Here is a 24,326-nt window from a genome sequence, read left to right on the forward strand (position 1 = left end):
GAGGTGTCAACATGAGCGCACCGCTCGTGGTCGTGATGGGAGTGTCCGGTTCGGGCAAGAGCACGATCGGCGTGCTCATCGCGGACCGGCTCGGCATCCCGTTCGTCGATGCCGACTCGTTGCACCCGATCGAGAACGTCACCAAGATGGCGGCTGGCACGCCCCTCGACGACGACGACCGCTGGCCGTGGTTGCAGACCGTCGGCCGCACCTTCGCCGAGGCGACGGAGACCGGCCTCGTCATCGCCTGCTCCGCACTCAAGCGCGTCTACCGCGAGGCGATCCTGGCGGAGGCTCCCGGTGTCGAATTCGTGCACCTGCACGGCACCCACGAGGTGCTCTCCCGACGGATGGAGGGGCGGAGCGGGCACTTCATGCCGGCGTCGCTGCTCGACTCCCAGCTCGCCCTGCTCGAAGAGCTGGACGCCGACGAACCGGGTTTCGTCGTCGACATCGACGCGCCGGTCGACACGATCGTGGACGAGGCCGTCGCCGGCATCGAGGCCGCCGAGGCGCGTTCAGCCAGCATGGGGTAGACTCTCCCATTGAACTTCGGCGAGGGATGCAGCCGCTCAGGCAGCATCCGTGATCGACGCGGTGGACAAGGCTCCTGGCTTTTCCTCACGCAGATACGCGTTCGAGTTGAACACAACAATCCACACGAGCCTCCGACAGTCCGTCGCCGGTTCGCAACTTCGTGCCGGACCCCGTCCGCGCGTCACATTCGGGCTCCGGCCCGAGAGGAGAACACCATGTCAGAAGACCTCAAGGTCGTCGCGGACCTCCGCGAATCCTTCGGTAAGGGCGCTGCCCGCAAGCTCCGCGCCATCGGCAAGATCCCCGCCGTCCTGTACGGCCACGGCACCGAGCCGCAGCACCTCTCGCTGCCCGGCCACCAGATCGCCCTGATCCTGCGCAAGTCGAACGCCGTCCTCGAGCTCGACATCGCCGGCACCGAGCAGCTCGCGCTCGTCAAGGACGTCCAGAAGGACCCCGTGCGCCAGATCATCGAGCACATCGACCTCATCGTCGTCCGCAAGGGCGAGAAGGTCACCGTCGACGTCTTCGTGCAGGTCGAGGGCGAGTCCGCTCCCGGCACCATCTCCAACCTGGAGAACACGACGCTCAGCCTCGAGGCAGAAGCCACGCACATCCCCGAGCGCATCATCCTCAACATCGACGGCCTCGAGGACGGTGCACACATCCTCGCGAAGGACGTCGAGCTGCCCAAGGGCGCCACGCTGCTGACCGACCCCGAGGCGCTCGTCGTCGCGATCTCCACGCCGTCCGGCTCGGACGACGAGGCTGAGGCTCCCGCAGCTGAAGAGGCTGCAGCCGAGTAATCTCGGTCACCGCTTCGACGAACCTGTCGCGTCGCCATCCCCGATAGTCTCGGTGGATGGCACGTGGCAGGTTCGTTCTCGTTGAGGCTCGTGGCCATTGAGGTCCCCAACCCGGTCATTGAGGTCCCCAACCCGGTCATCGAGTTCCCCAAGCCGGTCATTGAGTTCCCCAACCCGGTCATTGAGCTTGTCGAAATGTCCACGATGACCCTCCTCGACACGCTCAGGAACCGGCTCTTCAGCGGCCGGTCGAACAGGAAGGCTCCCATGGCGGAGAACACGTGGCTCGTCGTCGGGCTGGGCAATCCGGGCGAGCAGTACGCCCGCAACCGGCACAATGTCGGTCAGATGGTGCTCGACGAGCTCGCGAAGCGCATCGGCGGTACCTTCAAGGCGCACAAGGGCAACGCGCGCATCGCGGAGGGGCGTCTCGTCCCCGGTGGGCCGAAGCTCGTGCTCGTGAAGCCGAACAGCTACATGAACCTGTCCGGCGGGCCGACGTCCGCTCTGGCGTCCTTCTTCGGTGTCGATCCGTCGCACATCGTTGTGGTGCACGATGAGCTCGACATCCCGTTCGATACGCTCAAGCTCAAGCAGGGCGGCGGTCACGGCGGGCACAACGGCATCCGCGACATCGCTGCGGCGCTCAAGACGCCGGAGTTCCTGCGGGTGCGGGTGGGCATCGGTCGGCCGCCCGGTCGGCAGGACGCCGCCGATTTCGTGCTGCGGGACTTCGCAGGGCCCGAGCGCGAGCAGTTGCCGATCCTGATCGCGGATGCTGCAGATGCCGTCGAGATCGTCGTCAACGACGGCCTCCTCGCCGCCCAGTCCAAGTTCCACGGAGCCTAGCCGCCCGGTCCCTGAGCCTGTCGAAGGGCCCACCCCGCCTCGGCCTCCGCGCCCTCGCCGAAGCGTCAGCTCGCCAGATGGAACGTGCTCGCGAAGCGCTCCAGCAGCTCTCCCCGCCCGCGCAGCACCTCCACAACACCCGTATCGATCGCGTGCTGCGGAGCCAGCGCCCCGGTGATGAGCCGGTGGATGCCGGGACCCGTCGCGAATCCGAGATCGACGGGCCCGTTCCCACGCGTCACCTGCAGTGATGATCCGTCCACCCGGATGAGGAGTTCGTCCTCGCCGAGGCGAGCCCCGTATGAGGTCGACGGCAGCTCTGCGGCGATGCGTGAACGGAACGCGGTCCGCAGGTCGATGATCATCGAATCCGGGGTGATGACCTGTTCGTCACGCGGATCGCCCATCGCCTTGAACCCCCATGCTCCGAGTGCGAGCACAACGGGTTCCAGCTCTCGACCGTACGGCGTGAGCTCGTAGACGATGACGCGCGAGCGAGGCGCACGACGGATGACGCCGGCCGCCTGCAACTCCTTGAGCCGCGTCGCCAGGACGTTGCTCGGGATGCGGGGGAGTCCCGCCGCGAGCTCGCCGTAGCGGCGCGGACCGACGAGCAGGTCGCGCACGATGAGCAGGGCCCAGCGCTCTCCGACGAGCTCCAGTGCCTGCGTGACGCCGCCGAACTGCCCGTAGTCGCGTATCGCCACCGCCCTCAGGCCTGCTGATCCGCGTAGGCTTCCGGGCCTTGCTCGGCCGCCACCGGGTCCATGTAGCCGAACTCCAGGATGTTGCCGTCCGGGTCGGTCAGCTGACGCTGGTACATAAAGCCGTAGTCGCTCGGCTCCTTGGCCTCCGTTCCGCCGGTTGCGAGGCCGGCGGTGACGCTCGCGTCGACGAGTTCGCGGCTGTCGAGGAAGATTGCGGTGGCGACGGAGACGTTCACGGACGGGTCGCCGATCGGTCGTTCGCTGAAGGTCTGGAAGTACTCGCGCACGAGCAGCATAAACGCGCTGTGGTTCTCTTCGACGACGACGCAGGCCGCGTTGTGGTCGGTGAAGTTGGGGTTCACCGTGAAGCCGATCGCGGTGTAGAACTCCTTGGCTCGGTCCAGGTCGGTCACGGGCAGGTTGACGAACATCATCTTCATTGCGGTCTCCCTTGTCTGGGTCCACCGGTGGTCGTGTCGTCGGCCGGTGTGGACAGTGCTAACACTTGCAAAAAACAAGTAGCGCGTCAAGGGCTGGTTTCCCATCCCGCGAGGGGAGGCGAATTGCCGCCCGTCCGCGCCGCGGAGGGCGATAGGCCTCCCCTCGCGAAAGGGAGTGCGCGCTCAGCGGGTGTAGCGGGAGAGCAGCAGGCCGTCTGACTCCAGGAGGTGGGCGAGTCGGAGTCGTCGGGGGGCCGGCGATGCTCCGCCCGCAGCGATGCGGATCCCCTCGCCCCCCACGAGTGTCGGGCTGATCGTGAGGCAGAGCTCGTCGACGACATCTGCGGCGATGAACGAGCCGAACAGCGTCGGACCGCCCTCGCAGAGGATCTGGGGCAGGCCGCGTTCGACGAGGGCTGCGATGACACGGGCGGGTTCGACGTGCTCGTCGCCGCAGTCGACGACGTCCGCGACGGCTGCGAGCGACGCCCGACGCTCCGCATCGGCGGATGCCGTCGTGAGCACAACGGGTCGGACGGGGGCCTTCTGGAAGACGTCGGAGGCCGGGTCGAGGTCGAGCCGACCCGAGACGAGCGCGAACACGGGGTGCGGCGGGTGACCGTTCGCCTGCCGCCAGGCTGCTGCGTCGTCATCGAGGCGCATCGCCCCGTATCCTTCCGTCCGCACGGTCCCAGCGCCGACGAGGACGACGTCGGCCAGACGCCGGAGGACGTCGAAGACGAGCTTGTCCGCTGGGCCGCCGAGGCCGCCGGACACCCCGTCGACGGTCGCGGAGCCGTCGAGGCTCGTGACGAAGTTGACGCGCACGGTCGGGGTGCCGCGGTCGGCCACGGTGTACGCGTCGATGACCCCGTCGAGGTCCAGGTGTGCGCCGCCGTCCGGGAGGATGCGGGTGATTTTCGGTGCGTTCGTCATCGGAGTGCCTTCCTCTGTCCCAGAGCTTTCTTCCCCGGTCCCTGAACTCTCTTCCCCGGTCCCTGAGCTTGTCGAAGGGCAGCTGCGTGCTGGGCACGGGTGCGCTTCGACAGGCTCAGCGACCGGGCTGTGCCGTTATGCGTCACAGACCCCGGTCCCTGAGCTTGTCGAAGGGTCACAGGTTGTGCCTCGGATTGATCGGATCCCGGAACCCGAGGATCGCCTCGGTCATCCGGACCGCGGCGATCGACTCGCGCACGTTGTGCATCCGCACGACCCGCGCGCCGAGGAGGATGCAGGCGGTCGCGGCCGCGAGCGACCCTTCGAGTCGTTCCTCCTTTGGCGCATCGAGGGACTCGCCGATGAAGTCCTTGTTCGACACCGCGGCGAGCGTCGGATACCCGAGCGAGGTGATCTCCGTCAGCCGCCTGGTGAGTTCGAGCGTCTGCACGGTGTTCTTGTTGAGGTCGTGGCCGGGGTCGATGATGATACGGTCCGGTCGCACCCCGTGGTCGATCGCGAACGCCACCCGGTCGAGGAGGAACCCTGCGATCTCGCCCGCGATGTCGTCGTAGTGCGGTTTCGGGTGCGGCTTGCGCGGCTCGGCGAGGCTGTGGGTGATGACGAGCGTCGCATCGCTCGCCGCGACGACGTCGGCCAGTTCCGGGTGGTGGATGCCGGTGGTGTCGTTGACGACGCTCGCCCCGGCGGCGATGCACGCTGCTGCGACCTCGGGCCAGAACGTGTCGACGGAGATGACGACGTCGCTGCGCGCCGCGACGGCTTCGACGACGGGCAGGACGCGGTCGAGTTCTTCTGCGGCCGGGATCTCAGGTCCCGGGGCGAACTTGGCGCCGCCGATGTCGATCCAGTCCGCGCCGTCCTCAGCCGCCCGGAGTGCCGCATCGACCGCGGCATCGAGGGCGAACGTCGCACCCTGGTCGAAGAAGGAGTCGGGAGTGCGGTTGATGATCGCCATCACGGCGACCTGCCGGGAGAAGTCGAAGGTGCGCGCACCGATCCTGCGGACAGGATCGGTGAGCACGGGGAGGAAGAACCCGGACGTCGTTGTGTCGGTGGGGCTCTCGCTGGTCGTCATGGTTCCATCATCGGGCTTCCGACGTGTGTGGTGCATCCAGTCACAGCGGATTCACGCGCAGCGCGCTCGCGCGAGCGCACGCGCGCGAGCGCGGTGTTGTGCCGCGAGCGCGCCCCGCGCTCAACCCGCGCTCGCGACGCCGGGTAGCGCGTGCGCGAGCGCATCGCGCTCAGCGTAACCGGGGGAGCGAGCGATGTCGGTGGGCCCGCGTAGGCTGGTCTGGTGACGCTTCAGGGTTTGACTCATGCGCTTTTGCGCGCCTCCACGATGGACAACGCCCTCGCGTACGCGGACAAGAGCGCCGATTTCTCGGTGATCGACGGCCTGCGCGCGCCGCTGTTGGCATCGCTCATCACCGAACGTGCCAAGCAGGGATCGGTCACAGCGGCCCTCGTCGTCACCTCCACCGGTCGAGACTCCGAGAGCCTCCGTGCATCGCTCGCCGGGCTGATGCCGGACACCGAGATCGTGGAGTTCCCGGCCTGGGAGACGCTCCCGCACGAGCGCCTCAGCCCGAGCGCCGAGATCGTCGGTCGTCGCATCGAGGCGCTGCACCGGTTGAAGAACTGGGACGGCTCGAAGCCGTTCCTCCTCGTCGCCTCCGTGCGCGCCGCGCTGCAGCCAGTGGCCCCGAACCTCACCGACATCGCGCCCATCGTCCTGGCCGAGGGCGGTCGCGGACACGATCTGCAGGCCATCGCCGGCCAGCTCGTCGACCTCGCGTATGCACGCGTCGACATGGTCTCCCGACGCGGCGAGTTCGCGCTCCGCGGCGGCATCCTCGACGTCTTCCCACCCGTCGCCGATCACCCGTACCGGATCGAGTTCTTCGGCGACGAGGTCGATCAGATCAGGGCCTTCTCCGTCGCGGACCAGCGCTCCATGCCGGAGCCGGTGACGAGCGTCCGGCTCCCACCGAGCCGTGAACTGCTCCTGGACGACGCCGTCCGTCAGCGCGCGAAGGAGATGCTGCACGAGTTCCCGAGCCTCTCCGCCATCCTCGAGAAGATCTCCGAGGGCATCGCGGTCGAGGGCATGGAGTCGCTCACCCCGGCGCTCGTCGACCGCCTCGTCCCCATCACCCACTATCTGCCGGACGGCGCTGCCGTTGCGATCATGTCGCCTGAGCGCGTCGTCACGAGGTCGATCAGCCTCGCCGAGACGAACCGCGAGTTCCTCGCAGCGGCGTGGAGCGCGGCCACGGTCGGCGCCCAGGCGCCCATCGACCTCGCCTCCGGCGACTTCATCTCCCTCGGACAGCTGCGCGATTCGGTCACGTTCAGCGCCCCAGGCCAGCCGAATCCCGACCACCCCTGGTGGACGTTCAGCGGGTTCCGCTCCGGCCCGGACGAGCCGCTGCCGGAGGAACTCGAACTCGACGAGCTCCTCACCGTCAATGTGGGCGGCACGGCCGTCCCGTCGTTCAACGGCAACGTCGAGGGTGCGATCGAGCACGTCGCGACGCGGGTGCGTGAGGGCTGGACGGTCGTCGTCACGGCGCGTGGCATCGGCCTGGTGGAGCGTGCTGCGGACGTGCTGGGGGAGCACGAGGTCGCCGCGCGCATCGTGGACGAGCTTCCTGCGAAGCCGGAGACCGGGGTCGCGTACCTCATCCAGGCCGATGTGGAGGCCGGGTTTGAGCTGGACGAGGCGACGATCGCGCTCCTCAGCGAAACCGAGTTCTACGGCCGAACCGCCGGCTACGACACCCGCCTGGTGAAGAAACTCGCGACGCGTCGCAAGAACGTCGTCGACCCGATGCAGTTGAAGGCCGGGGACTTCGTCGTCCACCAGACCCACGGCATCGGCAAGTTCCTCGAACTCAGCCAGCGAGAGGTCTCGAGCGGCGGTCGCAATCCGGTCAAGAGCACCCGCGAGTACCTCGTCCTCGAGTACGCGCCGTCCAAGCGCGGCCACCCGGGAGACAAGCTCCTCGTCCCCACGGACCAGCTCGACCTCCTCACCCGGTACGTCGGAGGCGAGGCGCCGGCGCTCAGCAAGATGGGCGGCAGCGACTGGTCGCAGGCGAAGAGCAAGGCGCGCAAGGCCGTCCGCGACATCGCGGTGGAGCTCGTGAAGCTCTACTCGGCGCGGATGGCGTCCAAGGGGCACGCCTTCGGCCCGGACACGCCGTGGCAGCGTGAGCTGGAGGAGGCGTTCCCGTTCGCGGAGACGCCCGACCAGTTGCAGACCATCGACGAGGTCAAGGCGGACATGGAGCGCGAGATCCCGATGGATCGCCTGCTCTCCGGCGACGTCGGTTTCGGCAAGACGGAAGTGGCCGTCCGTGCAGCCTTCAAGGCAGTGCAGGGCGGCAAGCAGGTCGCGATGCTCGTGCCGACCACACTGCTCGTCCGGCAGCACTTCGAGACGTTCCAGGAGCGCTTCGCCGGCTTCCCCATCCATCTGCGGCCGCTCAGCCGGTTCCAGACGGACAAGGAGGCGAAGGAGACCCTCGCGGGCCTCACCGATGGCACGGTGGACGTCATCATCGGCACCCACCGCCTGTTGACGGACAAGATCCAGTTCAAGGACCTCGGCCTCGTCATCATCGACGAGGAGCAGCGGTTCGGCGTCGAGCACAAGGACGCCCTCAAGAAGCTCAAGACCAACGTCGACATCCTCGCGATGAGCGCGACCCCCATCCCGCGCACGCTGGAGATGGCGGTCACGGGCATCCGTGAGATGTCGACGCTCGCGACGCCGCCGGAGGACCGCCACCCGATCCTCTCGTTCGTCGGCCCGTACAACGAGAAGCAGGTCGCGGCAGCGATCCGCCGTGAGCTGCTCCGCGAGGGGCAGATCTTCTTCGTGCACAACCGGGTGTCCTCGATCAGCCGGGTCGCGTCGCAGATCGCCGAGCTCGTGCCGGAGGCGCGCATCGCGATCGCGCACGGCCAGTTGGGGGAGGCTGCTCTGGAGCAGGTCGTGGTCGACTTCTGGGAACGGAAGTTCGACGTGCTCGTCTGTACGACGATCATCGAGACCGGGCTCGACATCTCCAACGCGAACACGATCATCATCGACCGTGCCGACAAGTACGGGTTGAGTCAGCTCCACCAGTTGCGCGGCCGTGTTGGTCGCGGCCGGGAGCGCGCCTACGCGTACTTCCTGTACGACGAGCACAAGCCGCTGTCGGAGACCGCGCACGACCGCCTGTCCACGATCGCGGCGAACAACGAGCTCGGCAGCGGCATGCAGGTCGCGCTCAAGGACCTGGAGATCCGTGGTGCGGGCAACATGCTCGGCGGCGAGCAGGCCGGGCACATCGCGGGTGTCGGGTTCGACCTGTACCTGCGGATGATCGGCGAGGCGGTGTCCACCTTCAGAGGCGATGTCGCGGAGGGGCAGACGGAACTCCGTCTCGAACTGCCCGTCGACGCCCACATCCCGGAGGACTACGTCGACAGTGAGAGGCTGCGCCTCGAGGCGTATCAGAAGCTGTCCGCGGCGTCCGGTCCTGCCGCGAAGGCCGGCCAGATCGAACTGGTGATCGACGAACTCACCGACCGCTACGGCGAACCGCCCGAGCAGGTGCGCAACCTCATCGCCGTCTCCCGGCTGCGTCAGCGTGCGCAGCAGTCCGGGCTGAGCGATGTCGTCGCAATGGGCAGCAATCTCCGGGTCGCACCGGCTGACCTGCCAGATTCGATCCAGGCGAGGCTCCGGCGGATGCATCCTGGCGCGAAGTACCTGTCGCAGGCGAACGCGTTGATGGTGCCGATGCCGCGGGTCAACGACGAGGCGCTGCCGGATGCGGACCTCATCGACTGGGTGCACCAGTTCCTGACGGCGATCTTCCCCCTGCCGGACGTCCCGTCAGATCAGAAGTGAGGCGAGCCCCTAAGATTTTGCCGTGACCACCTCTTCCCTCTCCGCGCGGCTCTGGTGTGCCGCAGCCCTGCCCATCGGCCTCCTGATGCTCGCCGGATGCGCCGACGCATCCGGGGAGACGACCCGGTCGACGTCCGCTTCCTCGGAGACGGCGGCGCCCGTCGACGGGACCGCTTCCGGGTCTTCGGCCCTGGTGATCGGTTGTGATGACGTGGCCGCTGTGGCTGCGCCGATCACGGGAGCCTTCTCCTTCTCGGCGGACGACTCTTCCGAGGACTCCTCCGGGACGACGTGTGTGTGGACCAACGCAGCACTGGACGCCGGGGAGAGCAACATCGAGGACTACGCCGCGCTCGGGATCACGGTCGACGGCACGGCGTGGAGCGCCGACGACCTCGCCACCTTGGCCGGAGCGACGGACCATCCGCGCGCTGCGGCCTTGGGCGGTCGGCTCCTGCTGGGTTCCGACGCCGCGACGCTCGGCGAGGCCGGATCCGTGCAGGTGCTCTATCCGGAGGGGACAGTCACCGTGGTCGCCACCGGCACCCTGCTCGGAGCGTCCCCGGACACGCTGATTCCCGTGGACTCGGTCGTAGACGTCGCGGTCGCTGTCGCAGGGCTCCGCCGCTAGTCTCGCTCACTGAGGGGCCCTCGGTCCCTGAGCGCTGGCCCCCGGTCCCTGAGCTTGTCGAAGGGCGCTGCTGCTGGTCCCGGTCCCTGAGAGCGGGGCACCGGTCCCTGAGCTTGTCGAAGGGCACTTCGACAAGCTCAGTGACCGGGCGATTGAAGTTCAGTGACCGCGCGCAACAAGCTCAGTGACCGCGCGCGACACCGGCGGTCACTCCGCCTCAACCGGTCCCTGAGCCTGTCGAAGGGACCGAAGCGCGCGATGCTGCGCGGCCAACCGGCTGACCAGGATCCCGGACACGATGATCGAGATCCCCGAACCGATGAGGACGGCGAGCGTCCCCTCGTTCCGGATCTCCGGCAGGCCCTCGAACGCGAGGTCGTTCATGAGTAGCGACACGGTGAACCCGATGCCGCCGAGCGCACCGACCGTCGCAAGCCCCATCAGACTGATGTTGGGTTTGGACCCGCGCGGCCCGACGAACGTGCCGATCCACCCGCCCAGCCCGATGCCGATGATCTTGCCGACGGGCAGCGCCACGATGATGGCCCAGAACGGTGCGCTCAGTTGGGTGATCGGGATGCTCGGGACGGCGACGAGCGCCGCTGAGAACGCGAACAGCGGCAGGACGACGCCGTTGGTGAACGGTTCGAGGGTGTGCCGGAGTTTCACGGCCGGGCGGTGCCGCATCGCGAGTCCCAGTGCAACACCGGCGATCGTGGCGTGCACGCCGGACTGCGCGACGAGGCCCCAGGCGACGAGCGCGAGCGGGACCATCAGGATCCCAGCGAGCACACGCCATCGGCCGCCCAACAACCGGCTCAGCAGCCCGAAGGCGACCACCACGACCGCCGCGAGGGCGAGCAGGAGGAGCTGGGGCTGCTCGGTGAAGAACACGGCGATGATGATGATCGCGATGATGTCGTCGAGGATCGCCAGGGCGAGGAGGAATACCCGCAGCCGGCCGGGCAGCCCCTTGCCGAAGATGGCGAGGACGCCGAGCGCGAAGGCGATGTCGGTGGCGGTCGGGATGGGCCATCCGCGTTGGAAGTCGGTGCCGGCGGTGATCGCGAGGAAGATGAGCGACGGGACGAGGACTCCGCCGACGGCGGCGATGGCGGGTCTGATCGCTTTGGAGACCGAGTTGAGTTCTCCTGCGACGAGTTCGTGTTTCAGCTCGATGGCGGCGACGAAGAAGAACACGGCGAGGAGGCCGTCGCTGATCCAGTGGCCGAGCGAGAGGTCGAGCCCGGTCCCCGGGATGGCGATGTGGAACTGCTGGATGGCGAACGCGCCGGCTGCGAGCGGCGAGTTGGCGATGAGGAGGCCGAGGACGGCGCCGGCGAGGAGGAGGAATGCCGCCACACGCTCTGATCGGATGATGCTCATGGGACTCCTGGTGGGCTGGGAGCGGCGAGTGCGCTGCGGTTTCGGGTCGTTGACGTCTTCGTCGACCAGACTTCCCGACACACCAGTCACCAGTATATCTCGCGGGGCTCCGTGGGAGCTGGGCGGCGCGCGGGATTTCCGGGATCATCGTGGCCGGGCGGCGTTAGTCTGGTGCGGACGGTGAAGTCGATGCGGAGGACTCAGATGGCGGGCACAACGGCACGGACGACGACGGCACGGACCACAACGACACGGACGGCCACACGGAAACGGTCGGCAGCCGAGGACGACGCGCAGCAGGTCGCCCCCGAGATCGACCACCGGGCGATCGCCTCCGATGCGGTCGCCGAACTCCGTCGTGTGTTCGACCGTGGCACGACCAAGCCGTACGCGTGGCGTCTTCGCCAGTTGAAGGCGCTCAAGCAATTGCTCGTCGAGCGTGGCGGGGAGCTCGAACGGGCCCTGCGCACCGACCTCGGCAAGAGTGGCACGGAGTCGCAGCTGACCGAGATCGGCCTCATCGTCGCCGAGCTCGATCACACGATCCGCCACCTGCGCGGATGGTTGCGTCCGAAGCGCGTCGCCGTGCCCGTCGCACTCGCCCCGGCGACGGCGAAGGTCGTCTCCGAGCCGCTCGGCGTCGTCCTCGTGATCGGTCCGTGGAATTATCCGGTGCAGCTGTGCGTCGGTCCCGTCATCGGTGCGCTCGCCGCCGGCAACACGATCGCGCTCAAGCCCAGCGAACTGGCCCCCGCAACGAGTGCGGCGCTCGCGAGGCTGCTGCCCGAGTACCTGGACGACCGCGCGATCACTGTCCTGGAGGGCGGCCACGAGATCGTCACGGCGCTCCTCGAGGAGCGGTTCGACCACATCTTCTACACGGGCAGCGGCGCCGTCGGCCGGATCATCGCGCGCGCGGCGGCGGAACACCTGACGCCCGTCACACTCGAACTCGGCGGCAAGTCGCCCGTTTATGTCGACGACACGGTCGACCTCGCGGACACCGCGCGGCGCATCGTGTGGGGCAAACTGTTGAACGCCGGGCAGACGTGCGTCGCGCCCGACTACCTGCTCGCCACCCGCTCCGTCGCCGACCGACTGGTTCCGTACCTGAAAGATGCCGTCCGAGAGCTCTACGGCCCGGATCCGGCGTCGAGTCCCGACTACGGACGCATCATCACGGAGCGCCACCAGGCGCGGATCACCGGGCTGCTCGACGGGCTGACTCCGGCCTTCGGCGGTGAATCCGATGCGGCGGAACGCTACATTGCGCCGACCGTTGTGAACGGTGTCGATCCGCAGGCCCCGATCATGCAGCAGGAGGTCTTCGGACCGCTGCTCCCCATCGTCCACGTCGGCGGCTTGGAGGAGGCCATCGCGCACATCCGCGCCGGCGATAAACCCCTCGCGCTCTACGTGTTCAGCGACGACCAGTCCACGCGCCGCCGGTTCACGACCGACACGTCCTCCGGTGCGCTCGCGTTCGGGATCCCGGCGGCGCACCTGCTCGTCCCAGGGCTGCCGTTCGGCGGAGTGGGGGAGAGTGGGATGGGCCGCTACCACGGCAAGTACTCGTTCGACACGTTCAGCCATGAGAAGGCCGTGCTGTCGAAGCCGCTGTCGCCCGACACGATGTCGCTCGTATATCCGCCGTTCACCGAGGCCCGCGATCGCATCGCCAGGATCATCGCCCGCACCGGCCGTGGAGAGCGTGGTCCGGCGGCGTGAGTGCTGAAACGACGGCGTCGACGTCAGGATCGGTGGTTGCTGGTGCCTCGCCTGGTGCCTCGCCTGCGGCCGAACTCGTCGATGCGATGCGACAGATCCGCGACCGGTGCGTGTGGACCAAGGGCATCGACCACGATGCGCTCGTGCCGTACCTCATCGAGGAGAGCTATGAGCTCGTCGAGGCGATCGAGGACGGCTCGCGTGCGGAACTGATCGAGGAGCTCGGTGACGTCCTGTGGCAGGTCGTGTTCCACGCCGAGATCGCCTCACGGGACCTGGAGGAGCCGTTCGACTTCGACGACGTGGCCCGCGCGGTCACGGAAAAGATGGTGCGTCGGCATCCGCACGTGTTCGGCGACGAGGTCGCGTTGACGCCCGAGGACGTCATCCGGGTGTGGAACGCGGCGAAATCGACGGAGAAGTCCACCCGCACGAGCGTCCTCGACGGGATCCCGCGGGCGATGCCGTCGCTCGCGCTCGCCGACAAGGTGCTGGGCCGGGCGGCGAAGGTCGGGGTCGAGCCTGCCGAGGTGGACGCGAGCGTTGCCGCAGCCGATGAGGAGGCACTCGGTGTGCAACTCCTCGCGATCGTCGCCGAGGCACGAGGTCGGGGCCTCGATGCCGAGCGGGCGCTCCGCGGCGCGCTCCGTACGCTCCAGGGCGACATCCGTTCCGCAGAGACACTTCGACAAGCTCAGTGACCGGTCCTCTCAATCCCTGAGCCCGTCGCCCCGGTCCCTGAGCTTGTCGAAGGGCCCACCCCACTCGGTCTCAGAGTCTGTCGCGCCGGTCCCTGAGCTTGTCGAAGGGCCCACTCCACGCGGTCCCTGAGTCTGTCGCCCCGGTCCCTGAGCTTGTCGAAGGGCTCAGGCCGCAGCAGGCTCCGTCTCCTGACGCCTGATTTGGGGAGTATCAAAACTGGTCGGTCGCCCAATACGCTTCGAGCATGAGTGATGACAGCAAACCGATCAGCCGCGAGGAGATCGAGACGAAGTACGGTTCCGGTCCGACGGAGGCTGTTCGAAAGAACCCGTACTTGACTGCGCTCGCGATCATCGGCATCGCTGGCACACTGCTGGGGCTGTTCTTGCTCCTTGTCCCGAGCGCGTTCGCGCTTAGTACGGTTCTTCTCGGCGTCGGTGTCAGTTCATTCCTGTTGTGGCTGGTTGCAGGCGCGATCGTCGTCGCGATCGAGGCGACTGTGCGTCGGTAGTCGTGCGGAGCATGAATGCTCCTATTCCGCTCTCTTCAGAGGGCCCACCCCCGGTCCCTGAGCTTGTCGAAGGGCTCAGGCCGCAGCGGGCTCCGTCTGGGAATCGACTGGCGCCGGAGCCTCCGGCACGCCCTTGGGCATAAACGACACCGCGATCAGCGCTCCCACCGCCACAACCGCCAACGCGATGAACACGAGGTGCACGGCCGCCGTCAGCTCCGCCGGAGACGGATCGCCCGCGTGCGCACCGAGCTTCGCATTGACGATCGCCCCGAGCACGGCGACCCCGATCGCACTGCCGATCGACCGGGCGAACAGGTTCGTCCCGGTCACCACACCACGCTCGCTCCACCCGACGCTCGACTGCGCCGCGATGAGCGTCGGCGTCGCGACGAGGCCCATGCCGCCGCCGATGACGAAACAGAACAGTGCGACGAGCCACACGGGGGAGTGCGCCCCGATGAGGAGCATCAGCCCGGTGCCGGCCACCACGAGGCCCGTGCCGATCATCCCGGTCGCCCGGAATCCGATGCGCAGATACAGCCGTCCGCTCTGTGCTGCGGCGATGGGCCAGCCGATCGTGAGCGCGGCGAGCGCGAAGCCCGCGATGAGCGCGCTCGTCCCGAGCACCTGTTGCGCGAACGTCGGCACGTAAGAGGACAGCCCGAGCATGATGGCGCCGACGCCCGCGGAGGTGATGCTGCTGGCAACGATGACTCGTCGCTTGAAGATCCACAGCGGCAGGATCGGGTGTGCTGCGCGACGCTCGACGAGGACGAACGCGACGAGCATCGCAAGCGACAACCCGAACACGCCGAAGCTCAGCGGCGATTCCCACGCCCAGGCTTGGCCGCCTTCGAGCAGTCCGAGGAGGAGCAGCGTGCTGCCCCCGGTGAGGAGGATCGCCCCGGCGTAGTCGATCGTCTGCTTCGTGCGTTCGAAGCGCTCGCGGAGGTTCAGCCAGACGAGGAGGCCGGCGAGGAGGCAGAGCGGGATGTTGACGAAGAAGATCCAGCGCCAGGAGATGAAGTCGGAGAACACACCGCCGAGGGTGGGGCCGACGACCGAGGAGATCGCCCACACGCTCGCGATGTACCCCTGCGCCTTCGCGCGTTCCTGCAGCGTGTAGATGTCGCCGGCGATCGTGACGCTCATCGGGAGGACCGCGCCGGCGCCGAGTCCCTGGATGAGGCGGAACGCGATGAGGGCCGGCATGTTCCAGGCGAGGCCGCAGAGGATCGACCCGAGCAGGAACAGTCCGATGCCGACGAGCATGACCGGTTTGCGTCCGTACATGTCGGCGAGTCGGCCGTAGATCGGCACCGAGACCGCCTGCGCGAGGAGGTAGATGGAGAACAGCCACGGGAACTGCGAGAACCCGCCGAGGTCCTTGACGACGCTCGGGACAGCGGTCGCGATGATCGTGGAGTCGATGGCGACGAGCGCGGTGCTGAGCATCAACGCGATCAGGATCGGGCCTCGATCGGATCGGAATCCGACTCCGCCGCTGTGAGATGCTGCAGCCATCCGTGTTGCTCCGTTCCGGAGGCAGCCTACTCGGCCTCCCAACACCTCAAGGCGTGTGGCCCGTCCCGTATTCCGCCCTGGTGCCCTCGGTCCTCCGGTCCCTGAGCTTGTCGAAGGGTCCGCTGTTGTCCCTCCCACTTCGACAGGCTCAGTGTCCGGGGTCCGGGGTCCGGGGTTACCGGTCCCTGAGCGTGTCGAAGGGTCCGCGGTCACCCCTCCCACTTCGACAGGCTCAGTGTCCGGGGCGGCCGGTCCCTGAGCTTGTCGAAGGGCCCACCTCATCCCCGATGACCGCCACGGGCCCGGACACCCTCGCCGTGCCATCGAGCACCTCGACCTCGATGCGGCTCGTCCGCCCCATCTCGACGCCCTGCACGATCGTGAACCGATCGCCCGTCGCCACATGGCCGACGGCTCGCAAATACCCGGCGAATGCCGCTGCGGCCGCGCCGGTCGCCGGGTCCTCGACGACCCCGCCCCAGGGGAACGGGTTGCGTGATCTCCACTCGGACGGCCCGGTCGGTGCGACGAGTTGGACGGTGATCCAGTTCTCGGCTCTGGACAGCTGCCGCAGCGCATCGAAGTCGTAGTCGAGGTCCGCGAGCCGTGCGACGTCTCTGGCGACGAGCACCGGATGCTGGTTCCCGCCGAATCCGATGGCCGGCGGATAGGCCGGGTCGAGATCCGCCGCACTCCACCCGAGGAGGCCGAGCAGGGTGTCGAGGAGTGCGCCGTCGATGGGCGTGCTGGAGATCGGCGGACTCTGCAGCGAACCGATGATGAACTGACCGCGCTGCTCGGCGGAGACGGGCACCGGCCCGACGTTGGTGTGCAGATCGAACGCGCCGAACCCGAGTTCTCGCCCAAGTGCCGCGGCGAGTGCGACCGTCGCGTGCCCGCAGAAGTCCACTTCGCCCTCCGGTGCGAAGTACCGGACCGTCAGGGGTGCGCCGGCATCCAGAGCAGACGTCACGAACGCTGTCTCGCTGTACCCGACCTCTGCCGCGATGTCCTGCATCTCGTCTGCGCCGAGGTCCTGGGCGTGCAGGACCACACCGGCCGGGTTGCCGGAGTCCGGGTGCTCCGCGAAGGATGCGTAGCGTTCGACATGCGGTTTCCGGGGCATGTCTGCTCTTCTCTGGGGCGTTCTGGGTGTGCGCTGCGCCGACTGGCCGATGGGCGCGATGGTTCTTGGGACAGGTCAAGGCGCCGGCGTCGGCTGGTATTCCGCCGCGAACGCCGACTCCGTCTCCATGCCAGAATGTCAGTCATGGCTGCTCCTGTAACCCCGCCTCGTGGCATGCGTGATTTCCTTCCCACCGACAAGGCGAAACGGGAGCACGCGCTCAGCACGATCCGTCGCACCTTCTCCTCGCACGGCTTCGACGAGATCGAGACGCCGATGGTGGAGGACTACGACCGACTGCACTCGGGCCTCGGCGGGGACAACGAGAAGCTGGCCTTCAACATCCTGAAGCGAGGCCTGTCCGATGAGGACGTCGCGGCCGGCGCATCGGACCAGGCATCCCTCACGGACCTCGGGCTCCGCTACGACCTGACCGTCCCGCTCGCCCGGTACTACGCGACGCACCGCGCGGAGCTGCCCCCGGTCTTCCGTTCCATCCAGATCGGGCCGGTCTGGCGCGCCGAGCGACCGCAGAAGGGGCGTTACCGCCAGTTCGTGCAGTGCGACATCGACATCATCGGCGAGTCGTCCAACCTCGCGGAGGTCGAGCTCATCACCGCTACGGTCGCGACGCTGCGCGAGCTGGGCATCGAGGGTTGCACGGTCCGTATCAACGACCGTCGCCTCCTGATCGGCATGCTCGAGACGCTCGGGTTCCCAGAGGCGAGCCACGCGCAGGTCCTCATCACGATCGACAAGCTCGACAAGGTGGGCCAGACGGGTGTCGTCGCAGAGCTCCGCGACCGCGGTGTCGACGCTGCGGCCGTCGATGCGCTCGAAGCGTTCTTCAACCGCCCGCAGACCTTGGAGGTCAACTCCTTCGGTGAGCGTGCCATCCGTAAGGCGTTGCCGGCCGGCGTTGATGACGTCGTCGTCGCCGAGCTCGATGCGCTCGGTCGCGCCGTGCTCGCTGCGACCTCCGTCGGTGTTGACGACCCGAGCCCGCTCGACGGGCCGCTCGTGTTCGACTCGTTCCTCGTGCGCGGCATGGGCTATTACACGGGCACGATCTTCGAGATCGCGCACCCGGACCTCGGGTATTCCTTGGGCGGTGGCGGTCGATACGACGGCATGATCGGTCGGTTCCTCGGGCAGGACGTCCCGGCCGCCGGGTCCTCGATCGGATTCGAGCGCATCGTGGATCTCGTCGAGTTGCCGTCGGATGCCATCGACGACGCCATCGTCCTCGTGCACGACCGTGACGTCCCGCCGGTGACGCTCGTCGCCCTGAAGGCCGAGCTCGTCGCGACGGGCCGCCGGGTCCGCCTGGAACCGCGCGTCAAGAACCTCAAGGCGCTCCTCGACCGCGTGACGGCCGCCGGCTTCGGCTCCTTCGCCTTCGTCACGCCCACCACCACCCTCGCGACCCTCGACCCCAAGTCGCTCCGCTCCTAACCCCTTCCTCTCTCTGCCGAGGGGTCGCAAATTGCGGGTCCCGGCGCCTCGCACCCGCAATTTGCGACCCCTCGACGGATGGGGGGATGGGGCGGGGTGGGATGGGCGACGAGTGTTGGGTGGGGCTTCAGAGAGCGTTCAGGGCGAAGAGGCAGGATGGGAGGCCGACAGTGCACGACGCCTTCGGCGCGTGACGCTGACTGCGCACGACGCCTTCGGCGCGTGACACCGACGGCGCGAGACGCTGGACGACACCCCGAACCGACAGGACCCGATGACCCTCACGACAGCACCACGCCGTCCTGAGGCGAACCGTCCGACGGCGACGAAGCGGCGCACAAGTCCGACCCGGCGCCGCGCGACCGGGCTGACGCTCGTCGTCGGCGTGCTCCTGGCGGTCGGCCTCGGTGCGCACGCACTCGTGCCGGACATCGCCGGACTCGGACTCGTCTGGGAGAGCGCGCTCGTGTGGAGCTGGGTGCTGCTGCCGGTGCTCCTCGTCTCGATGCTCGTGGCCCGCACGCCTGGCGCCGTCGTCGGCTTCCTCGCGCCGGCGATCGTCTGGAGCGTGATGTTCGGCGGTGCGCTCGTCCCGCTGGGCGACAGCCGGGCATCGGTCCCAGCCGATGACGCGATCACGGTCGCCAGCCAGAACCTCGGTCCTGCAGGCGACCCGGCCGTCATCGCGTCCGCGCTCGCCGCGAGCGGCGCAGACCTCATCGCCCTGCAGGAGCTGACCGGCGACGACCGCGAACCGGTCGAGAACGTCCTCTCCGCCGAGTACCCGCACTCGGTGATCACCGGGACGGTCGGCCTGTGGAGCAAGTTCCCGATCGACGACTCCATCGGACTCAAACTCGGCCTCGACTGGTACCGGGCAATCAACGCGGTCGTCACCACCCCGGCCGGCCTCGTGAGCATCTACGTCATCCACGCGGACTCCGCGAGGCCCGGCGCGCACGGCGACCGGGACACGATGCTCGCACAGCTCGCCGACGAGGTGCGGGCGAACACCCGTCAACACGTCATCGTCCTGGGCGATTTCAACGCGTCGCCGTCCGATCGTGCGCTCGCCGCTCTGCAATCAGAGGTGCACGAGGCCAATCAGTCCGATGGCGGCTTCGGGCTCACCTGGCCGGCCGGTGCGCCGCTCATCCGGCTGGATCACGTGTTCACGCGCGGATTGACGCCGACGTACAACGGGGTCGTGGAGTCGTCCGGCAGCGACCACCACGGTGTGGTGGCGTCGTTCAGCATCGCGGAGTGAGGTCCGGGCGGTGGGCCTCGCGGGCCCTTCGACAGGCTCAGGGACCGGGGGACGGGCCCTTCGACAAGCTCAGGGACCGTGGGCCCTTCGACAAGCTCAGGGACCGCGGGGACCGGGGACGACCGGTCCCTGAGCCTGTCGAAGGGCCCGGAAGGACGGCCTACTCCGCCGCGAGCAACCCCAGCGTGTCCACAACTCGGTTGGAGAAGCCCCACTCGTTGTCGTACCAGGCCACGACCTTGACGTGCTTCCCCTCGACACGCGTGAGCGCGGAGTCGAAGATCGCCGATGCCGGGTTCCCGGTGATGTCACTCGACACGATCGGGTCCTCGGTGTACTCCAGGATCCCGTCGAGCGTGCCGGCGGCGGCCGTGCGGTAGGCATCGAGGACCTGCTCGCGGGTGACCTCGCGGGCCACCGTCGTGTTGAGCTCGACGATCGATCCCACCGGAACGGGCACGCGGATCGAGTCGCCGGAGAGCTTGCCGTCGAGCTGCGGCAGCACCAGGCCGATCGCCTTCGCCGCGCCGGTCGTGGTCGGGACGATGTTCACACCGGCCGCACGTGCGCGTCGCAGGTCACGGTGCGGACCGTCCTGCAGGTTCTGTTCCTGCGTGTAGGCGTGGACGGTCGTCATGAACCCGTGCTCGATGCCGGCGAGTTCGTCGAGGACCGCGGCGAGTGGTGCGAGCGCGTTGGTGGTGCAGGAGGCGTTGGAGACGATCGTGTGCACGGCCGGGTCGTAGGCCTCGGTGTTGACGCCGAACGCGAGTGTGACGTCCGCGTCGGTTGCCGGTGCGCTCACGAGGACGCGCTTCGCGCCGGCGTCGAGGTGGGCGCGCGCGGCGTCTGCCGAGGTGAAGCGGCCGGTGGATTCGAGGACGAGTTCGACGTCGAGCTCGGCCCAGGGGAGATTCGCCGGTTCGCGTTCGGCGAGGACGCGGATGCGCTTGCCGTTGACGACGAGGGTGTCGCCGTCGACCTCGACGGTGCCGTCGAATCGGCCGAGGGAGCTGTCGTAGCGCAGGAGGTGGGCGAGCGTCTCCGGCGCGGTGAGGTCGTTGATCGCGACGACTTCGAGGTCCGTGTCGCGTCCTTCGAGGGCGCGGAGGACGTTGCGGCCAATGCGGCCGAAGCCGTTGACGGCGATGCGGGTCATGGTGGTGGTTCCTTTCGTCGACGAGGTTCGTCTCGTCAACGTTCGTCGACATCGAGCACCTCCGGCAGTGGCCGCAGCGACAGTCCTCGCAAGGATCACGCCACCCGGCCGTGCTGGCGACCGCAAGGATCCTGCCAACTTTTTCGAGCCGATCGAGCCGATCGAGCCGATCGAGCCGATCGCGCCGCTCCGGTCGGCTGGCCCGCATCGAATCCATCGACCCGACCCGACACGACGACCCGACCCTCCGCGCTACTCCGTCGGCTGGACGAAGGTGTGGCGGTACTCGCTCGGCGAGGTCCCGAGCACCCGGTGGAAGTGCATCCGCAGGTTCGCGCCGGTGCCGAGACCGACTTGGTCCGCGATCTGTTCGACGCCGAGTTCGCTCCGCTCCAGCAGCTCGCGTGCCAGGTCGATGCGCGCCCGCAGCACCCACTGCATCGGCGTGTACCCGGTCTCCTCGACGAAGCGTCGGGAGAAGGTCCGCGTCGACACGCTCGCGTGCCCGGCCAGGTCGGCGACGGTCAACGGCTGTTCGAGGCGTTCCAGCGCCCAGTGCCTCGTCGCCGCGAACACCTCGCCCACCGGTTCAGGAACCGATCGCGGCACGAACTGCGCCTGCCCGCCGCTGCGGTAGGGGGCCGCGACGAGTCGCCTCGCGACCTGGTTCGAGAGCCCGACGCCGTGGTCGCGTCTGACGAGGTGCAGGCACAGGTCGACGCCGGATGCCGCGCCGGCCGAGGTGAGCACATCGCCCTCGTCGACGAACAGCACGTCCTCGTCGACGTGCACGAGCGGGTGCTTCTCCTGCAGGATCCGCGTGTAGTGCCAGTGGGTCGTCGCCCGTTTGCCGTCGAGGAGGCCCGTCGCGGCCAGGGCGAATGCGCCCGTCGAGATGGCGGCGAGCCGCGTGCCCCGTGCGTGCGCGGCGAGCAGTGCGTCGAGGACCGCTTGCGGCGGGTCCTCCTTCGCGGGTTCCCGGTAGCCGGGGATGAAGACCGTGTCGGCCCACGCGATCGCCTCCAGCCCGTCGGCCACGTGGTAGGCGAGCCCGTCCCCGCCGCGCACGAGTCCGGCGCTCGCCCCGCAGACCCGCACCTCGTACGGCATGCTGGACCGCCTCGTGAACACCTGCGCCGGAATCCCGACGTCGAGCGGCTTCGCGCCTTCGAGCACAAGTACGGCGACCCGGTGGATGCTTCGGCTTCGTGCCACGGCTGGCCTCTCGTTCGGGATGGTTCGTGTGATGCGCTGTGCTTCGCTCGCCGCGGGCTGGCGGTGCGGCCGCGCGATCAGCCGTCGAGGACGGCGTCCAGGGTGTTGCGTCCGATGGCCGCGAACACGGGGTCGTCGTCCGATGCGGCGACGAGCGCCGTCCCGATCGCGATCGCCCAGCCGCGTGCCCGCAACCAGGTGGCGGCATCGATGGTCCGGCCGTCCTCGATGGACCGGCGGAAGAGCTCCCGTCCGGCGTCGTCGAACACGAGCCAGGCCGCGGCGAGGTCGGTCGCCGGGTCGCCGGCGGTCAGATCCCCGAAGTCGATGACGCCGGACAGCGCGCCGTCCGCAACCAGGAGGTTTGCCGGGTGCGGGTCGCCGTGCAACCAGACCGGCGGTCCCGTGAACGGAGCGGCGGCGAGGGCGTGCGACCACAGGGCCTGCAGTTCATCCGCCCGGTGGAACCCGTGCCATCGCAAGCGCTCTGAGACCGTGTCGTGCCGATGCGCGAGGGGGACGCCGCGCACGGGATTGGGCGGAGCATCGCTCGGCGCCGGCCGGTGCAGCTGCAGGAAGAACGTGGCGAGCTCGTGCGCGATGGAGCGGCGGTGGGCCCGCGACGTCGAGGAGACGGCCTCGCCCTCCAACCACGGCACAACACTCCAGGACCACGGGAACGCATCGGACGGCGCACCGACCCGCACGGGTGTCGGCACTCTGACGTCGAGCACGTCCGCCAGCCGAGGGAGCCACCGCTGCTCGTGCTCGATGAGGTGCGCGGCAGCCTCGCGACGGGGCATCCGGACGGCGAGATCACGGCCGAGCCGGAAGATCGTGTTGTCCCAACCGGCGTTCTCGACGCGGAGCGGACGGCCGGCCAGATCCGGGTGCTGTTCGAGCAGCAGGCGGGAGACGAGCGTCCGATCGACGTCGATGTCGGCGTGGGGCTTGACGGCCATCGGTTCACCTCCCGTTCGTTGGTCCGATGCTAGCCTCCGGGCGGCGTGTCACTAGACTGAAACCGGACCGAGGACGTTCCTGTTCCACTTTCCCATCCCCACAAGGAGAACACCCGTGGCACTCATCGAGGCAGTAGGCGCTCGCGAAATTCTTGACTCCCGTGGCAACCCGACCGTTGAGGTCGAGGTGCTGCTCGAAGACGGTGTGGTCAGCCGCGCCGCCGTTCCATCCGGCGCTTCCACCGGCGCGTTCGAAGCATACGAACTGCGCGACGGCGACAAGGGTCGCTACCTCGGCAAGGGTGTCGAGAAGGCGGTCGACGCCGTCCTCGACGAGATCGGCCCGGCACTCGAAGGCCTCGAGGCCGACGACCAGCGCCTCGTCGACCAGACGCTCATCGAGCTCGACGGCACGGAGAACAAGAGCCGCCTCGGCGCCAACTCGATCCTCGGCGCCAGCCTCGCGGTCGCACGCGCCGCTGCTGACTCCGCAGACCTGCCGCTCTACCGCTACGTCGGTGGCGCCAACGCACACGTCCTCCCCGTCCCGATGATGAACATCATCAACGGTGGTTCGCACGCCGACACCGGCGTCGACATCCAGGAGTTCATGATCCTCCCGATCGGCGCCTCGTCGTTCAAGGAAGCGCTCCGCTGGGGCACCGAGACCTACCACACGCTGAAGGGCCTCCTCAAGGAGCAGGGCTTCGCGACCGGCCTCGGCGACGAGGGCGGCTTCGCTCCCGACTTCGAGCACAACCGTGCGGCACTCGACTTCATCGTCGCCGCCATCGAGAAGGCCGGCTTCACGCTCGGCACAGACATCGCGCTGGGCCTCGACGTCGCATCGTCCGAGTTCTACAAGGACGGCGCGTACCACTTCGAGGGCAAGCAGCTGAACAGCACCGAGCTCACCGCGTACTACGCGGACCTCGTCGCCAACTACCCCCTCATCACGATCGAGGACCCGCTGGCCGAGGACGACTGGGAGGGCTACGCGCACCTCACCCCCGAGCTCGGCTCGAAGGTCCAGATCGTCGGCGACGACCTGTTCGTCACCAACCCGAAGCGTCTCGCGGACGGCATCAAGCGCGGTGCGGCCAACTCGCTGCTCGTGAAGGTCAACCAGATCGGCACGCTCACCGAGACGCTCGACGCCGTCGCCCTCGCACAGCGCTCCAGCTACACGACGATCCTCTCGCACCGCTCCGGTGAGACCGAGGACACGACCATCGCCGACCTCGCCGTCGCAACGAACGCCGGACAGATCAAGACCGGTGCGCCTGCCCGCAGCGAGCGCGTCGCGAAGTACAATCAGTTGCTGAGGATCGAAGAAGAGCTGGACACGGCTGCCGTCTACGCCGGCCGCAGCGCCTTCCCGCGATTCACCGCCTAGCATCGACATCCTGAGACTCTCTGGGGTGCCGATCGGCATCCCAGAGAGTCTTT

21 protein-coding genes are annotated in these 24,326 nt (G+C 68.2%); 11 read left to right on the forward strand and 10 right to left on the reverse strand.

Annotated features, from left to right (window positions below; all coding sequences use genetic code 11):
- Window positions 1–11: 11 nt before the first annotated feature.
- The 3 genes from ACL9RL_RS06030 to pth all read left to right on the forward strand — a co-directional run bounded on the left by ACL9RL_RS06030 (window position 12) and on the right by pth (window position 2,192).
- Entirely contained in the window at window positions 12–536 is a 525-nt protein-coding gene (locus ACL9RL_RS06030; protein WP_422779314.1) for a gluconokinase, read from the forward strand.
- A gap of 216 nt (window positions 537–752) precedes the next feature.
- Window positions 753–1,343 (forward strand): 50S ribosomal protein L25/general stress protein Ctc, encoded by a 591-nt coding sequence (locus tag ACL9RL_RS06035; protein ID WP_422779315.1) that lies wholly within the window; start codon window positions 753–755, stop codon window positions 1,341–1,343.
- Window positions 1,344–1,610: 267 nt separating this feature from the next.
- Window positions 1,611–2,192 (forward strand): aminoacyl-tRNA hydrolase, encoded by a 582-nt coding sequence (gene pth, locus ACL9RL_RS06040; protein ID WP_422779567.1) that lies wholly within the window; start codon window positions 1,611–1,613, stop codon window positions 2,190–2,192.
- Between the two features lie 65 nt (window positions 2,193–2,257).
- Here pth and ACL9RL_RS06045 read toward each other — a convergent pair whose 3' ends face one another.
- The 4 genes from ACL9RL_RS06045 to folP all read right to left on the reverse strand — a co-directional run bounded on the left by ACL9RL_RS06045 (window position 2,258) and on the right by folP (window position 5,374).
- Complete coding sequence (locus ACL9RL_RS06045; protein WP_422779316.1) at window positions 2,258–2,899, reverse strand: winged helix-turn-helix transcriptional regulator; 642 nt, start codon at window positions 2,897–2,899, stop codon at window positions 2,258–2,260.
- 5 nt (window positions 2,900–2,904) lie between these two features.
- The gene (locus ACL9RL_RS06050; RefSeq protein ID WP_422779317.1) at window positions 2,905–3,339 is read right to left on the reverse strand and encodes a VOC family protein; all 435 of its coding nucleotides are present in this window, start codon (window positions 3,337–3,339) and stop codon (window positions 2,905–2,907) included.
- 183 nt (window positions 3,340–3,522) lie between these two features.
- Window positions 3,523–4,275 (reverse strand): pyrimidine reductase family protein, encoded by a 753-nt coding sequence (locus ACL9RL_RS06055; protein ID WP_422779318.1) that lies wholly within the window; start codon window positions 4,273–4,275, stop codon window positions 3,523–3,525.
- A 175-nt stretch (window positions 4,276–4,450) separates the two neighbouring features.
- On the reverse strand, window positions 4,451–5,374 hold the full coding sequence (gene folP, locus ACL9RL_RS06060; protein ID WP_422779319.1) for a dihydropteroate synthase: 924 nt from the start codon (window positions 5,372–5,374) through the stop codon (window positions 4,451–4,453).
- Between the two features lie 222 nt (window positions 5,375–5,596).
- Between folP and mfd the strand changes: the two genes are divergently transcribed.
- Window positions 5,597–9,208, forward strand: a complete 3,612-nt coding sequence (mfd, locus tag ACL9RL_RS06065; protein WP_422779320.1) for a transcription-repair coupling factor — start codon at window positions 5,597–5,599, stop codon at window positions 9,206–9,208.
- Window positions 9,209–9,230: 22 nt separating this feature from the next.
- Window positions 9,231–9,839 carry a hypothetical protein gene (locus tag ACL9RL_RS06070; RefSeq protein ID WP_422779321.1) on the forward strand — a complete coding sequence of 203 codons (609 nt, stop codon included), beginning with the start codon at window positions 9,231–9,233 and terminating at the stop codon, window positions 9,837–9,839.
- 207 nt (window positions 9,840–10,046) lie between these two features.
- Here the strand turns inward: ACL9RL_RS06070 and ACL9RL_RS06075 are convergent, their stop codons facing one another.
- Window positions 10,047–11,225 carry a Na+/H+ antiporter NhaA gene (locus ACL9RL_RS06075; protein ID WP_422779322.1) on the reverse strand — a complete coding sequence of 393 codons (1,179 nt, stop codon included), beginning with the start codon at window positions 11,223–11,225 and terminating at the stop codon, window positions 10,047–10,049.
- 204 nt (window positions 11,226–11,429) lie between these two features.
- Between ACL9RL_RS06075 and ACL9RL_RS06080 the strand changes: the two genes are divergently transcribed.
- The 3 genes from ACL9RL_RS06080 to ACL9RL_RS06090 all read left to right on the forward strand — a co-directional run bounded on the left by ACL9RL_RS06080 (window position 11,430) and on the right by ACL9RL_RS06090 (window position 14,166).
- On the forward strand, window positions 11,430–12,953 hold the full coding sequence (locus ACL9RL_RS06080; RefSeq protein ID WP_422779323.1) for an aldehyde dehydrogenase family protein: 1,524 nt from the start codon (window positions 11,430–11,432) through the stop codon (window positions 12,951–12,953).
- Between the two features lie 86 nt (window positions 12,954–13,039).
- Window positions 13,040–13,654, forward strand: a complete 615-nt coding sequence (locus ACL9RL_RS06085) for a MazG family protein (RefSeq protein WP_422779568.1) — start codon at window positions 13,040–13,042, stop codon at window positions 13,652–13,654.
- Between the two features lie 245 nt (window positions 13,655–13,899).
- Entirely contained in the window at window positions 13,900–14,166 is a 267-nt protein-coding gene (locus ACL9RL_RS06090) for a hypothetical protein (protein ID WP_422779324.1), read from the forward strand.
- 75 nt (window positions 14,167–14,241) lie between these two features.
- On the opposite strand, the gene ACL9RL_RS06095 is transcribed toward ACL9RL_RS06090, so the two are convergent.
- Together ACL9RL_RS06095 and ACL9RL_RS06100 are read right to left on the reverse strand one after the other, a co-directional pair.
- Window positions 14,242–15,693: an MDR family MFS transporter gene (locus ACL9RL_RS06095; protein WP_422779325.1), complete on the reverse strand. Its 1,452-nt coding sequence runs from the start codon at window positions 15,691–15,693 to the stop codon at window positions 14,242–14,244.
- Between the two features lie 232 nt (window positions 15,694–15,925).
- Window positions 15,926–16,819 (reverse strand): PhzF family phenazine biosynthesis protein, encoded by an 894-nt coding sequence (locus ACL9RL_RS06100; RefSeq protein WP_422779326.1) that lies wholly within the window; start codon window positions 16,817–16,819, stop codon window positions 15,926–15,928.
- Window positions 16,820–16,993: 174 nt separating this feature from the next.
- On the opposite strand from ACL9RL_RS06100, the gene hisS reads away from it, so the two are divergent.
- Window positions 16,994–18,274, forward strand: a complete 1,281-nt coding sequence (hisS, locus tag ACL9RL_RS06105) for a histidine--tRNA ligase (RefSeq protein ID WP_422779327.1) — start codon at window positions 16,994–16,996, stop codon at window positions 18,272–18,274.
- A 274-nt stretch (window positions 18,275–18,548) separates the two neighbouring features.
- Complete coding sequence (locus ACL9RL_RS06110; RefSeq protein ID WP_422779328.1) at window positions 18,549–19,541, forward strand: endonuclease/exonuclease/phosphatase family protein; 993 nt, start codon at window positions 18,549–18,551, stop codon at window positions 19,539–19,541.
- Between the two features lie 160 nt (window positions 19,542–19,701).
- On the opposite strand, the gene gap is transcribed toward ACL9RL_RS06110, so the two are convergent.
- From gap to ACL9RL_RS06125, 3 genes are all read right to left on the reverse strand, one after another.
- Window positions 19,702–20,700: a type I glyceraldehyde-3-phosphate dehydrogenase gene (gene gap / locus ACL9RL_RS06115; protein WP_422779329.1), complete on the reverse strand. Its 999-nt coding sequence runs from the start codon at window positions 20,698–20,700 to the stop codon at window positions 19,702–19,704.
- Window positions 20,701–20,952: 252 nt separating this feature from the next.
- Window positions 20,953–21,897: a GlxA family transcriptional regulator gene (locus tag ACL9RL_RS06120; protein WP_422779569.1), complete on the reverse strand. Its 945-nt coding sequence runs from the start codon at window positions 21,895–21,897 to the stop codon at window positions 20,953–20,955.
- A 95-nt stretch (window positions 21,898–21,992) separates the two neighbouring features.
- Complete coding sequence (locus ACL9RL_RS06125) at window positions 21,993–22,877, reverse strand: aminoglycoside phosphotransferase family protein (RefSeq protein ID WP_422779330.1); 885 nt, start codon at window positions 22,875–22,877, stop codon at window positions 21,993–21,995.
- A gap of 115 nt (window positions 22,878–22,992) precedes the next feature.
- Between ACL9RL_RS06125 and eno the strand changes: the two genes are divergently transcribed.
- Entirely contained in the window at window positions 22,993–24,273 is a 1,281-nt protein-coding gene (eno, locus tag ACL9RL_RS06130) for a phosphopyruvate hydratase (RefSeq protein ID WP_422779331.1), read from the forward strand.
- Window positions 24,274–24,326: the final 53 nt, after the last annotated feature.

The organism is Plantibacter sp. Mn2098 (genome assembly GCF_049319745.1).
Lineage (GTDB): Bacteria > Actinomycetota > Actinomycetes > Actinomycetales > Microbacteriaceae > Plantibacter.